Below are 12,541 nucleotides of genomic sequence, written 5' to 3'. Positions count from 1 at the left end.
CGAGACGGAAAGCCCTAAGTACGGGACAGACCCCCGTCGGAGTATGTCTGTGGACGTTCGACTCGCCGCCGTGGGGACTGTGCTGCTGCTCGCGAGCAGTATGCTTCTCACGCAGACGGCGCTCGACTGGCGGCTCCCGACGGTGCTCGCCGCCATCGCGGCGCTCGGCGCGGTCGCCACCGTCGCCCGACTGGCGACGCCAACGGCCTGACACGCCGCTCGCGGGCTCGGCCGCGACCCCAGTACGCCGCCGTCTCGACCCACCCGTTTTACGTATTATCGCATCGACACGTCGAGGTATGGCTGCGATTAGCTCCCTCCAGACCGCCCTCCGAGGCATCCGGTCGAACCCCGTGTTGTTCCTCGCCGGGCTCGCCTTAGGTCTCGTCACGCTCCCGCAACTCGCCACGCAGTTGGCGCAGATACCCATCGTCCCGACCGCCCTGATGGCGGTGACGTTCTTCGTCACGCCGTTCGTCGCCGCCGGCCTCTACGGGATGGCCGACGAGGCGGTCGACAGCGGGGGTTCGACCTCGCTGTCGACCCTGACCGACGTCGGCCGCGAGAAGTACGTCCCGATGCTCCTCGCGAACATCGTCCAACTCGGCATCGTCATCGCCTTCGGTATCGTGTTCCTCATCGTCGCGGTCGTCATGGCCATCTCGCTCGGCCTCGGCGGCCTCGCCGCCGGCGGTGGTGACGTCTCCAACTTCGCTCTCGGCGGCGGCTTCCTCGTCGGCCTCGCCGTGCTCGGCCTCATCGGGCTGGCGTACTTCGTCGTCATCTTCCTCGTTCAGTTCTACCCTGTCGCGGTCGTCGTCGGCGACAAGGGCGCAATCGAGTCGTTCGGCGAGAGCTACCGACTCGTCCGGAACAACATCGTCCCCTCGCTCGGCTACTCGGTCATCCGGTTCGTCGTCGGCCTCGTCATCAGCATCCCCGTCACGGGATTCATCGTCTTTCGGACGTTCCAGAACGTCCAGCAGGTACAGGACGCGGCGAACCCCGCGGCGGCGCAGGCGGGTCTCGGATTCTCGCCGACCGAAATCGCCGCCATCGCCGCCATCTCGCTGGCGACGCAGATGGTTCTGGCGACGTTCCAGTACGTCTACGCGGTCGCCTTCTTCGAGGCGCACGACTCGGGGTCGAACGGACCGGCCGGAACGGCCGGCCCGGACATCGACGGCGACTCGGTGATTCCGCAGTTCGAATAATCGCCCCGCGACCTACAGCAGGAACGTCTCTTTTCGTTCGGAGAGGTCGATGAACGTGTCCGCCGCCTCGACGAGTTCGTCCGCGGTGGACTCCTTGAACGCCATCACCTCGACGCGGACGCCCTCGTGGCGGAGGTGGGTACAGAGCCGCTCGAAGTCGCCGTCCCCCGAACAGAGGACGACCGTGTCCACGTGGTCGGCGAGGCTGACCGCGTCGAGCGCGATGCCGAGGTCCCAGTCGGCCTTCTTCGAGCCGTCGCCGAACGTCTTGATGTCCTTGATTTTCGTCTCGAAACCGATGTCGACGAGTGCATCGAAAAAACTCACCTCGTCGGGCGAGTCCGCTCGGATGACGTAGGCGATGGCGCGGGTGAGCGCGCGGCCCGCCGTTCCCTTCTTGAGGAGCGACGAGTAGTCGATGTTCCGCGAGTACAGACTCTGTGCCGTATGGTAGAGGTTCTGCGCGTCGGCGAGGATGGCGACGCGCTGGTTGGGGTGAATCTCGGTCATTCGTACGACGCTTGGGCGGCGCGGGCTAATAACCGTCCGGGGAGACGGGGGTGCGGCGGACGGGTGTCCACCTCGGTGACCGAAAACCGGACGGAGAGCGCCCCAAAGCCGCCGGAGGCGGGCCGTCGAGGTCCGGCAGGTCCTGCAGACGACGCAAGTTATATTACGCTTCCAGCACCTGCATCCGGTGTGAACGACGCGACGCGGCCCTCGGAGGTCACCACACCCTCGACAGCGTCGCCGTCGCGTGCCGCTTTCTTTTCGAAAAAACGTGCGTACTGAATCGCTCGTTGCGGGAGTAGCGACCCCGTCTCGGGCGGCCTTCGGCTGACGCACGTTCCGGTCACACGACCGATACCGACCTTCCCACGACCGTCACCACACCCATCACCGACACATGACATCATTCGACTTCCGCGGCGTCTATCCCGCGATGACCACGCCGTTCCACGACGACGGCAGTATCGACTTCGAACAGTTCCAGGCCGACGTGCGACGCCTCGAAGAAGCCGGCGTCGACGGCATCGTCCCCGTCGGCTCGACCGGCGAATCGGCGACGCTCACCCACGACGAACACGTCGAGGTCGTCGAGGCGGCCGTCGAGGCCGTCGAGGACGTGCCCGTCGTCGCCGGGTCCGGGTCGAACTCGACCCGCGAGGCGCTCGAACTCTCCCGGCGCTCCGCCGACGCCGGGGCCGATGCGTTGCTTCTCATCTCGCCGTACTACAACAAGCCCGAGCAGGCCGGCCTCGTCGAGCACTACCGGACCATCGCCGACGAAATCGACCTGCCCCAGATCGTCTACAACGTCCCCGGTCGCACCGGGAGCAACATCCTGCCCGAGACGGCCGCGACGCTCGCCGAGCACCCGAACATCACCGCCTACAAGGCCGCCAGCGGCGACCTCGGACAGATTTCGGAGGTCGTCGAGCGGACCCGAGACGAGCAGTTCGCGGTGCTGTCGGGCGACGACGCGCTCACGCTCCCGATTCTCTCGGTCGGCGGCGTCGGAGCCATCTCGGTCACGGCGAACGTCGAACCCGCGCGCGTCGGCGCGATGGTCCACTCGGCGCTGCAGGGCGACTACGAGCGCGCCCGGGACATCCACCACGACCTCGCCCCGCTGAACCGCCACCTGTTCTCCGAGACGAACCCCATCCCGGTCAAGGAGGCCATGGAGATTCGGGGCTACGGCCCGGCGCGCCTGCGCCCGCCGCTCACCCGCCTCACCGAGGAGAACACCGAAGAACTGCGCCGCCTGCTGTCCGACCTCGAAGCCGAACAGGCGATTCCGGACGGGGGTGCTGCCGAGTGACGGTCTCTCTCGGCGTCACCGGCGCGACCGGCCGCATGGGCGGGGAAGTCCTCGCCGCGGCCGCCGACCGCGACGACCTCGCTGTCGCCTTCGCGGTCAGTCGCTCGCCCGGCGACGAGGTCGAGGGCGTCGCCGTCGAGGACGCGGCCGACTTCGCCGACCTGCTCGCTTCGCACGACCCCGACGTCGTGGTCGACTTCACCGGCCCGGGTTCCTGCATCGAGTACGCGTCGGCCTGCGCGGAGGCGGGCGTCGGCTTCGTCACCGGCACGACCGGGCTGAGCGAGGGCGGCTTCGACGCGCTCCGCGAGTCCGCATCGGAGGTCCCGGTGCTGTACGCCTCGAACTTCTCGCGCGGCATCGCGGCGCTCCGCCGGGCCGTCCGCGAGGCGGTTCCCGCCCTCGACGGCTACGACATCGAACTCACGGAGACGCACCACAACGCCAAGCGCGACGCCCCAAGCGGGACGGCGCTGACTATCCTTGACGATATCGACGATGTGCGTGGCGAGTCCGAGCGCGTCCACGGCCGCGAGGGCGAAGCGCCCCGGTCCGAGGGCGAAGTCGGCGTCCACGCTCGCCGGGCGGGGGATATTGCCGGTGAGCACGAGGTATTACTGGCTGGAAATCACGAGTCTCTTTCACTCACGCACCGCGCGGGGTCGCGGGGGGTCTTCGCCGCTGGCGCACTCGACGCCGCGACGTGGCTCGCCGACCGCGACGCCGGGTGGTACGACTTCACCGAGGTACTCGAATGAACCTGGAATCCGATGTACGAGACCTGTGGCAGCGATACAATGACGGCGACGTCGACGCCGAATCGGCGACCGTCGACGAACTCGACACGCTCGACGCGTTCCTCGACGCCCTCGAAGCGGGCGAGGTGCGCGCCGCCGAGAAGACCGGCTCCGACGTGACCTCGTGGGAGGCCAACGAGTGGGTCAAGCGGGGCATCCTGCTCAACTTCGGCCTGCGCGAGACGCTCGCCCGCGAGTACGGCGACGTCCGCTACCACGACGTGCTCCCCCTGCGCGACACCGAGGACCTCGGCGAGCGCGGCACGCGCAACACCCCGGACGGCACCGCCATCCGCCGCGGCGCGTACCTCGGCTCCGACTGCATCATGATGAGCCCCTCGTTCGTGAACGTCGGCGCGCACGTCGGCGACGGCACGCTCGTGGACTCCTGTGACACCGTCGGCTCCTGCGCGCAAATCGGCGCGAACGTCAAGCTCGGCGCGAACACGCTCATCGGCGGCGTGCTCGAACCCGTCGAGGACGCCCCGGTCGTCGTCGAAGACGGCGCGGCGCTCGGCGCGGGCTGTCGAGTCACCTCCGGCTTCGTCGTCGGCGAGAACTCCATCGTCGGCGAGAACACGCTTCTGACGCCCCGAATCCCCGTCTACGACCTCGTGGACGAGGAGATTTACTACGGCCACCTGCCCGCGAACCGCCGCGCCTTCACGCGTTTCGTGGAGTCGTCGCTCGGCGACCACGACCTGTTCGCCGGCGGCGCGTACAAGCCCGCGGTCGTCGCCCTCGACATCGAGGACGACACCCTCGACGCGACCCGTCGGGAGGAGGCGCTGCGCGAATGAGCGGCGGCGGGCCGGCCGTCCGGCGGCTCTCGGACTGGGACCGCGAGCACCTGCTGTCGCTCGCCGACGAGTTCGGCTCGCCGCTGTACGTGACCGACCTCCGTCGCGTCCGCGAGAACTGTCACCGACTCCGCGAGGCGTTCCCCGAGGCGCACGTCAGCTACGCCGTCAAGGCCCACGCCGGGCGCGCGGTGCTCGAAACCGTCCGCGAGGCCGCCGTCGACGCCGAGTGCGCCTCCGCGGGCGAGGTCGAGCGCGCCCTCGACGCCGGCTTCCCCGGCGAGCGCGTCCGCTACACGGCGGTCAACCCGCCGGACGCCGACCTCGACCACGTCGTCTCACGGTGGGAGTCGAACCCCGAGATGACCGTCACGGTCGGCGCGGCGGACACTATCGACCGCCTGCGCGAGCGCGGCTTCGACGGTCGGCTCTGCCTCCGGGCGAACCCCGGCGTCGGCGCGGGCCACCACGAGAAGGTCACGACCGGCGGGCACGCGAAGTTCGGTATCCCCATCGACCGCGTCCCCGACATCGCCGCCGACGCGCGCGACGAGTTCGACCTCGTCGGCGTCCACGCCCACGCGGGAAGCGGCATCTCCGGCGACGACCTCTCGGCGCACCGCGAGTTGGTCCGCCGGATGGGCGACCTCGCCCGCGAGGTCGGCGACCTCGAATTCGTCGACGTGGGCGGCGGCTTCGGCGTCCCCTACCGCGAGGACGAACCGCCGCTCGACCTCGACGCCGTCGCCGACGCGACCCGCGAGGCGCTCGGCGAGGTGGACGCACAACTCGCAATCGAACCCGGCCGCTACGTCGTCGCCGACGCGGGCGTCCTCCTCTCGCGGGTCAACACCGTGAAAGAGGCCCCCGAAACGACCGTCGTCGGCATCGACGCTGGTATGACGACCCTGCTCCGACCGGCGATGTACGACGCGTACCACGCGATTTCGAACCTCTCTCGGCCCGACGCCGACCCGGTTTCGACCATCGTCGCGGGCCCCGTCTGCGAGACGAGCGACGTGTTCGCCGACGGCCGCGAACTCCCCGACCCCGAGCGCGGCGACTGTCTCGCGCTCGGCAACGCGGGGGCGTACGGCTACGAGATGGCGAGCACCTACAACTCTCGTCCGCGCCCCCCGGAAGTCGTCCTCGACGCCGACGGCCACCGACTGGCCCGCCGGCGCGAGACCCTCGACGACGTCACCGCACTCGAACGAACCGCATCCGAGCACATCCCCAACTGACCAAGCACCAACACAGAATCATGAGCGTACTCAACACCGTTCCCTTCGAAAAGTTCCACGGCACTGGAAACGACTTCTTCGTCGTCGACGCAGACGACCCGGTCCCGGACCGACCCGCCTTCGCCCGCACCCACTGCGATCGCGAGGCCGGAATCACCCTGAGCGAGAGCGAACGCCGCGGCGCAGACGGCGTCCTGTTCCTCGCGCTCGAATCGCGCTACGACCCGCCGCGGGTCGTCATGACCCTCGTCCAGCCCGACGGCTCCGTCGCCGCCATGTGCGGCAACGGCGCTCGCGTCGCGGCCGCGTGGGCCGCCGAGCGGACCGGCACGAACGAAGTCATGATAGACACGCCCGCCGGCACCCGCCGCGCGAGCCTCGACGGCACCGACGTGACCGTCGAGATGGGCGCGCCCTCGTTTGCGCCCCGCGACGTACCGCTCGCGTCCGACGACGAACTCGTCGACACCGAAGTCGAGGGACTGACCGTCACGGCCGTCAACACGGGCGTACCCCACGCCGTCGCCTTCGTCGACGACGTGGACGACGTGGACCTCGAATCGGTCGCGCCGGCGGTCCGTCACGCACCGGTGTTCACCGAGGGCGCGAACGTCACGCTCGCCTCCCCCGACGGCGAGGGCGGCTTCCGCCAACGCACCTTCGAGCGCGGCGTCGAAGGCGAGACGCAGTCCTGCGGCACCGGCGCGGTCGCCGTCGTCGCGGCCGCGAAGCGACTCGGACACGTCTCCGGTGACGACCCCGTAACCGTCACCCCGCCGGGCGGCGCGCTCTCCGTGACCGTCCCCGACGAGGGCTCCGCGCTCCTCGGCGGCCCGGCCGTCTACGAGGGCGACGGCGAAGCCGACATCGTCTTCCGCGAGCGATGAGCGGCGACGCCGACGGGTTCGACCCCGTGGCGTTCCTCGAACGGGCCGTCCCCGTCGCGTCGAACGACGACGTGGGCGAGATGCGCGACCTGCTGGTCGAGACGCTCGAAGCCGAGGGCGTCGACCCGACCGTGGACGACGCCGGCAACACCGTCGCCTCGAAGGGAGCGGCGGAGCCGGCGACGCACCTCGTCCTCAACACGCACATCGACACCGTCTCGCCGCACGTCCCGTACGACCGCGACGAGGGCGTCATCTACGGCCGCGGCTCCTGCGATGCCAAGGGCCCACTCGCGGCCCTGCTTTCAGCGTTCTTCGCCGCCGACCCCGGCCCCGACGCCCGAGTGACGCTCGCCATCACGCCCGACGAGGAGCTCCTCTCGACGGGCGCGGCCCAACTCGACCTCGACGGCGACATGTACATCGTCGGCGAGCCGACCGGCCTCGACGTCTGTACGGCCGCGAAGGGCCGGTTCGAGGGAACGGTGTCGCTGTCGGGTGTCGCCGCGCACGCGGCCGAACCGCAGTCGGGCGTCAACGCCGTGGATGCGCTCGCACCGGTCCTCGACGCGCTCCGGTCGTTCGACGACGACCGCGAGGCGCACCCCGACCTCGGTCCGGCGACGCTGACGCCGACGATGGTCGACGGCGGGGCGAACTCGAATCAGGTGCCCGCGGACTGCCGACTCGTGGTCGACCGTCGGAGCGTCCCGCCGGAGACGGCCGAGGGCTTCCGCGAGGAACTCGAATCGACGCTCCGGGCCGCCGTGCCCGACGACGTTGGCGTCGACTTCGCGCTCACGGAGCGCCCGACCCCGTTTCTCGAAGCGTTCGCGACCGACCCCGACCACGAACTCGTGACGTCGCTCGCCGCGGCCTCCCGAGACGCCGGCGGGCGGGCGGACGTCCGGCCCTTCACGGCCGCGACCGAGGCCTCCTACTTCTCGCCCGCGCCCGTCGCCGTCTTCGGTCCCGGCGACCTCGCCGACGACGAGGGCGCGGTCGCGCACGCCGACAGAGAGTACGTGCGCACCGACGACGTGCGAACTGCGGCCGCCGCGCTCCGCGCCGCCGTCGCCGCGCTCACCGCCTAACTGTTAATTAATCAAAACGTACTTGTTGTCCGAACGATACGTTTCGGACGATGCGCCCTCCCCACCTCGTCGTCGTCCTCCTCGTCGTGGTCGCGCTCTCGCTTCCGGGAGCTGTCGCCGCCGACGGCACCGTTATCGACCACTCCGGCGAGGGACTCACTCTCGACGCGGCCGATGGCGAGCACATCCACGGTTCGACCCCGTTCGAGTCCGGGACGCTCATCGGCGTCCGCGTGCAGTCCGTCGGTGACACCCACTCGTTCCTCGTTTCGAGGATCGTCCGCGTCGGCGAAAACGGCACGTTCGACGTGACGTTCGACCTCTCGGGGCTGTCCCAGCTCCGCGGCGGACCGGTTCAAGTCTCGATTCGCCACAACCAGCAGGCCATCTACCAAGAAAACGCCACGCTCGTGACGTACGACATGCCCGGTGACTCGACGCTCACGCCCGACATCGAGACCTCGGAGGCGACGACCGAAACGGCCCCGCCGTCGACGGCGACGACGACCGATTCGCTGTCCGGGTTCGAGGTACCCGGCTTCGGCGTCGGTGCGGGCGTCGCCGCGCTCTGCCTCGCGTCGCTCGCTGCGTACGCCCGGTTCTGACAGTCCGTCGCCCGCCCTCGCGCCGGAGCTCCGGAACGCAACGCCCTTTTCCCACCCGTTCCTGTGTCGGCGTATGTACGAGGCGGTCTACGCACACCCCGACGGCGAGAGCACGGCCAGCCGCGCCGCCGTCGCCGCCGGTCGGTACGACTACGACGGCGTCGTCGTCCGCGCGCTCGACGCCAGCCCCGACTACGACCGCCTGCGCGACGACCTCGACGTGGACCTCGTCGACGCCGTCGAAATCGACGCGTCGAACCCGGAACGCGCCAGCGGCGCGGTCGGGAACTACCGCCCGCAGCGCGAACTGCTCATCCTCCGCGGCGGCACGAACGCGCTCAACCGCTTCGCCGTCGAACAGCCGCGAGTGGACGTGCTCTCGCGTCCGATGGACGGCGACGGCAACTTCAATCACGTCCTCGCCAAGGCCGCCCGCGACAACGGCGTCCGCGTGGAGTTCGACTTCGGACCCGTGCTTCGAAGCGACGGAGGGACTCGCGTACAGGCGATTTCGGCCCTCCGGAAGCTCCGCGAACTCGTCGAGTACTACGACGCGCCCTATGTCGTCTCCGCGACCCCGTCGTCGCACCTCCACCTGCGGAGCCCCCGCGAGCTGGCGGGGCTGGGCGAGGTCATCGGCTTCGACCGCGAGCAGGTGCTCGACGGCCTCCGAGAGTGGGGCCGTCTCGCGGCGCGCAACCGCGAGCGCATGTCCGAGTCGTTCATAGCCCCCGGCGTCAAACGGGGACGGTATGAAGAAGACGATTGAGGAACACGCCGCCCGCTTTTCCCACATCGCCGCGGAGTACGACGATTCGCAAGACAGCGATGAGTACCGCGCGTGCGTCTCGCTCGTCGTCCACTACGCCGACCCCTCCCCCGAGGACGTGGTCCTCGACCTCGGCACCGGCACGGGCGCTATCGCCCTCGCGCTCGCCCCCGACGCGAAGCGCGTCGTCGGCCGCGATATCAGCGAGGGGATGCTCGAACAGGCCCGCGCCAAGGCCGCCGAAGTCGGCATCGAGAACGTCGAGTTCGGCGAGGGCCGGTTCCGCGAACCGAACGTGGGCGAGGACGAGCAGGTTGACATCGTGGTCACGAACTTCGCCATGCACCACCTCTCCGACGAGGAGAAACGCGAGGCCATCGGCGCCATCGCCGACCTCGAACCGCGGCGGTTCGTCCTCGGCGACGTGATGTTCTTCGGGACGCCCGACCCCGACGAGCCGTTTTACTCGCCCGAGGTGGACGACCCCGCGACCGTCGGCTTCCTCGCCGACGCGCTCACGGACGCCGGGTTCGTCCTCACGGCCGTCGAGTCCGTCCACGAGCAGGTGGGCGTCCTCGTCGCCGAGCGAGCGACGACCGCCGACGAGTGAACTGAGCCGATGAAACACCTGCCCAAACACCTCCGGCCGCGGCGGCGGTACCTCGCCGTCGAAATCGAGACGTGGCCCGACGCCGACCTCGGCCGCGGGCCGTTCCAGCGCGAACTCTGGTACGCCGCCCAGAACCTCTACGGCGACGCCGGGAGCGCCGACGCCGACCTGACCGTCCTCGGATTCGACTACGCCGACGGCATCGCCGAGACTATCGTCCGCGCCCGTCGCGGTCACGTCGAAGACGCCCGGGCCGCGCTCGCCTGCATCGACGCGGTCGGCGGCGACCCCGTCGGGGTGAGAGTGCGAGGCGTCTCGGGGACAGTGCGTGCCTGTTCGGAAAGGTATTTACACGGCCGGGCCGGAATTTCCGAGGAGAGAACCGTCGTGTTCGAGAACGAATCCCGAACCGCCGTCGTCCGCGACTCACTCTTGGACGTCGGCGGTCCGGACGGGTTCACGGGCGCGACGCAACTCGATTTCGAGTGATATTCCATGCAGGGACAAGCGCAACAACAGGCGTACGACCGCGGGATTACGATCTTCTCGCCGGATGGTCGACTCTATCAGGTCGAATACGCTCGTGAGGCCGTCAAGCGCGGCACCGCGAGCATCGGCGTGCGAACGCCCGAGGGCGTCGTCCTCGCGGCGGACAAGCGCTCTCGCTCGCCGCTGATGGAGCCGACGAGCGTCGAGAAGATTCACAAGGCGGACGACCACATCGGTATCGCGAGCGCCGGCCACGTCGCCGACGCCCGTCAGCTCATCGACTTCGCCCGCCGCCAGTCGCAGGTCAACCGCCTCCGCTACGGCGAACCCATCGGCATCGAGACGCTGACCAAGGAAGTCACCGACCACATCCAGCAGTACACGCAGGTCGGCGGCGCGCGCCCGTTCGGCGTCGCGCTCCTCATCGGCGGCGTCGAAAACGGCACCCCCCGCCTCTACGAGACGGACCCCTCGGGGACTCCCTACGAGTGGAAGGCCGTCTCCATCGGGGCCGACCGCGGCGACCACCAAGAGCACCTCGAAGAGAACTTCCGCGACGACCTGACCCTCGACGAGGGTATCGAACTCGCGCTCGAAGCCATCGGCTCGACCAGCGAGGAGGGCACCTCGCCCGACGGCGTCGACGTGGCGACCGTCTCCGCGGAGACGGAGCGCTTCGTCGAGCTGTCTAACGACGAAATCGAGAGCTACCTCGAAGCCAACGACCTGTTGGCGACCGAGGACGACGAACAGACCGAAGAGTAAACCGCGTCCCGCGGTTCCCGTTCTCGCGCGTTCTTCTTCGACTCCCATCCCCCGAGCGACTGCGCCGTCTGCTCGGACGCGGCGGGCGGAGCGGTCGCGTCGCTCACGGTCGCTCATGGGTGCAAGCGAGACGCTGGATGGGATGAAAACAGACCCGGACGGAAGGAAAACGGACCGGAAACAGAATCGGGAAAGCGGTCGTCTATCGGGTTCTCGAACGAGACCGCGGTCGTCTCAGTACTCCTCGTAGGCGAGGTTCATGAGCCACTGCGAGAAGGCGTTACTGTTGGCGTTGATCTCTTCTTCACCGATGAGCGGCGAGAGCATGTCGCCCGCCATCAGCATCGAGAAGCTGAGGTCGCGCGCGGCGGGCTCGAGGTAGTAGGTGGTGTGGCCGTTGTAGACGGTCTCGGTTCGCTTGATGAGACCGAGCGACTCCAGCACCTCGGCGATGCGGCTCCCTTTCCGGGAGGAGATGTCGAGTTCTTTCCAGAAGTCGCTCTGGTGGATGCCGCCCGACTCGCGGATGAGTTCCAGTCCCGCGTGCTCGTCGGAAGAAAGGTCTTGCTCGGCTTCGCTCGCGCTCATACCACCTACACGTCGTGCGAGCGGTTTAATCCTGACGTTCGACCGGTTCGAAGGCGGTCTGACACGGCGGGCCGTCGGCGAATTCGTACGCGAATTCCGCCTCACCGAGCGTGATGACCGACGACGAGCGCGTGCCGAACCGACCCTCCGGGTCGTGAACGCAGACGCCGAAGTCGTGGTCGCCCAGCGCCGCCTTCGCCCGCTCGCGCCACGCCGTTACCGACTCGTCGGGCTCGGGCTGAAGCGCCTCCTCCAATCGCCGGGCGTTGTCGGCCTGCCGCTCGCCCACCTCGGGCCGTCGTTCGGGGACGAACCACGACTCGGGCGTGCCGACGTTGACGACGACGCGGACGCCGGGGTCGAAGTTCCGCACCGACAGGCTCCCGTCCCACTCGAAGAACAGCGCGGCGTTCTCGTCGGCGACGACGAGGTTGAAGCCGTCGTAGGTGTGGTCGTCGACCGCGCGTTCGACGAACCGGGCGGCGCCCTCGGCGGTCTCACGGCGAAGCGCGTCGCGGACGAGATGCCCCCGCGAACGCTCGCCGCCGCCCGCGACTTCGACCCAGCGGTTGGTGATGCCGACGAAGACGCCGGCGTCGTTGTAGCCGACCCACGTCCCGCCCGCCTCGGCGTCCCGCGGGGCGACGATTGCGGGACCGTCGCCGTCGTCCCACCGCCGTGGCGGTTCGGCGGGCCTGCCGAGTTGCTCGTCGCGGTTGGCGGCGACGACGACCGGCGCGTCTTCGAACACCTGCCACGCGAGGATGAGTGTGCACACGAGGAGAGAGTAGGCACTCGGCGCAGAAAAACACCGGCTCCGACTGCTGTCCCCGCCTCCGGCTCCCGGTCCGGCA

Annotated in this window: 16 protein-coding genes; 13 read left to right on the top strand and 3 right to left on the bottom strand. The window is 69.1% G+C overall.

What is annotated here, in order from left to right; all coding sequences use genetic code 11:
• Positions 1–43 precede the first annotated feature (43 nt).
• Together BN984_RS19470 and BN984_RS12045 are read left to right on the top strand one after the other, a co-directional pair.
• Positions 44–211: a hypothetical protein gene (locus tag BN984_RS19470; protein WP_008092747.1), complete on the top strand. Its 168-nt coding sequence runs from the start codon at positions 44–46 to the stop codon at positions 209–211.
• A gap of 88 nt (positions 212–299) precedes the next feature.
• The gene (locus BN984_RS12045) at positions 300–1,214 is read left to right on the top strand and encodes a DUF7847 domain-containing protein (RefSeq protein ID WP_049968325.1); all 915 of its coding nucleotides are present in this window, start codon (positions 300–302) and stop codon (positions 1,212–1,214) included.
• Between the two features lie 12 nt (positions 1,215–1,226).
• Here the strand turns inward: BN984_RS12045 and BN984_RS12040 are convergent, their stop codons facing one another.
• Entirely contained in the window at positions 1,227–1,724 is a 498-nt protein-coding gene (locus BN984_RS12040) for a LabA-like NYN domain-containing protein (RefSeq protein ID WP_008092745.1), read from the bottom strand.
• Positions 1,725–2,121: 397 nt separating this feature from the next.
• On the opposite strand from BN984_RS12040, the gene dapA reads away from it, so the two are divergent.
• The 11 genes from dapA to psmA all read left to right on the top strand — a co-directional run bounded on the left by dapA (position 2,122) and on the right by psmA (position 11,099).
• Complete coding sequence (dapA, locus tag BN984_RS12035; protein WP_008092744.1) at positions 2,122–3,039, top strand: 4-hydroxy-tetrahydrodipicolinate synthase; 918 nt, start codon at positions 2,122–2,124, stop codon at positions 3,037–3,039.
• Positions 3,036–3,797 (top strand): 4-hydroxy-tetrahydrodipicolinate reductase, encoded by a 762-nt coding sequence (gene dapB, locus BN984_RS12030; RefSeq protein WP_008092742.1) that lies wholly within the window; start codon positions 3,036–3,038, stop codon positions 3,795–3,797. Before dapA ends, dapB begins: the two co-directional genes overlap by 4 nt.
• Positions 3,794–4,636 carry a 2,3,4,5-tetrahydropyridine-2,6-dicarboxylate N-succinyltransferase gene (locus BN984_RS12025; protein WP_004977509.1) on the top strand — a complete coding sequence of 281 codons (843 nt, stop codon included), beginning with the start codon at positions 3,794–3,796 and terminating at the stop codon, positions 4,634–4,636. The genes dapB and BN984_RS12025 overlap by 4 nt, the downstream gene beginning before the upstream one ends.
• Positions 4,633–5,880, top strand: a complete 1,248-nt coding sequence (gene lysA, locus BN984_RS12020) for a diaminopimelate decarboxylase (protein ID WP_008092739.1) — start codon at positions 4,633–4,635, stop codon at positions 5,878–5,880. Before BN984_RS12025 ends, lysA begins: the two co-directional genes overlap by 4 nt.
• Positions 5,881–5,900: 20 nt before the next feature.
• A complete protein-coding gene (gene dapF / locus BN984_RS12015; protein WP_004977511.1) occupies positions 5,901–6,767 on the top strand; it encodes a diaminopimelate epimerase in 867 nt (288 codons plus the stop codon).
• Positions 6,764–7,861, top strand: a complete 1,098-nt coding sequence (locus BN984_RS12010; RefSeq protein WP_049968324.1) for a M20 family metallopeptidase — start codon at positions 6,764–6,766, stop codon at positions 7,859–7,861. The genes dapF and BN984_RS12010 overlap by 4 nt, the downstream gene beginning before the upstream one ends.
• A 50-nt stretch (positions 7,862–7,911) precedes the next feature.
• Complete coding sequence (locus BN984_RS12005) at positions 7,912–8,466, top strand: BGTF surface domain-containing protein (protein ID WP_008092734.1); 555 nt, start codon at positions 7,912–7,914, stop codon at positions 8,464–8,466.
• Positions 8,467–8,539: 73 nt separating this feature from the next.
• A complete protein-coding gene (locus tag BN984_RS12000; protein WP_008092732.1) occupies positions 8,540–9,235 on the top strand; it encodes an RNase P subunit p30 family protein in 696 nt (231 codons plus the stop codon).
• Positions 9,219–9,845 (top strand): class I SAM-dependent methyltransferase, encoded by a 627-nt coding sequence (locus tag BN984_RS11995; protein ID WP_049968323.1) that lies wholly within the window; start codon positions 9,219–9,221, stop codon positions 9,843–9,845. The genes BN984_RS12000 and BN984_RS11995 overlap by 17 nt, the downstream gene beginning before the upstream one ends.
• A 9-nt stretch (positions 9,846–9,854) precedes the next feature.
• Positions 9,855–10,334: an Rpp14/Pop5 family protein gene (locus BN984_RS11990; protein ID WP_008092728.1), complete on the top strand. Its 480-nt coding sequence runs from the start codon at positions 9,855–9,857 to the stop codon at positions 10,332–10,334.
• A gap of 6 nt (positions 10,335–10,340) precedes the next feature.
• Positions 10,341–11,099, top strand: a complete 759-nt coding sequence (gene psmA / locus BN984_RS11985) for an archaeal proteasome endopeptidase complex subunit alpha (protein WP_004977517.1) — start codon at positions 10,341–10,343, stop codon at positions 11,097–11,099.
• A gap of 234 nt (positions 11,100–11,333) precedes the next feature.
• Here psmA and BN984_RS11980 read toward each other — a convergent pair whose 3' ends face one another.
• Complete coding sequence (locus BN984_RS11980) at positions 11,334–11,687, bottom strand: helix-turn-helix transcriptional regulator (RefSeq protein ID WP_004977518.1); 354 nt, start codon at positions 11,685–11,687, stop codon at positions 11,334–11,336.
• A gap of 25 nt (positions 11,688–11,712) precedes the next feature.
• Complete coding sequence (locus tag BN984_RS11975) at positions 11,713–12,465, bottom strand: NRDE family protein (RefSeq protein WP_049968322.1); 753 nt, start codon at positions 12,463–12,465, stop codon at positions 11,713–11,715.
• Between the last annotated feature and the right edge of the window lie 76 nt (positions 12,466–12,541).

Source organism: Haloferax prahovense, from assembly GCF_000723845.1.
GTDB lineage: Archaea > Halobacteriota > Halobacteria > Halobacteriales > Haloferacaceae > Haloferax > Haloferax prahovense.
Note: the sequence above shows the minus strand (reverse complement) of the source record. Positions and strands in the feature narration are given on the sequence as shown.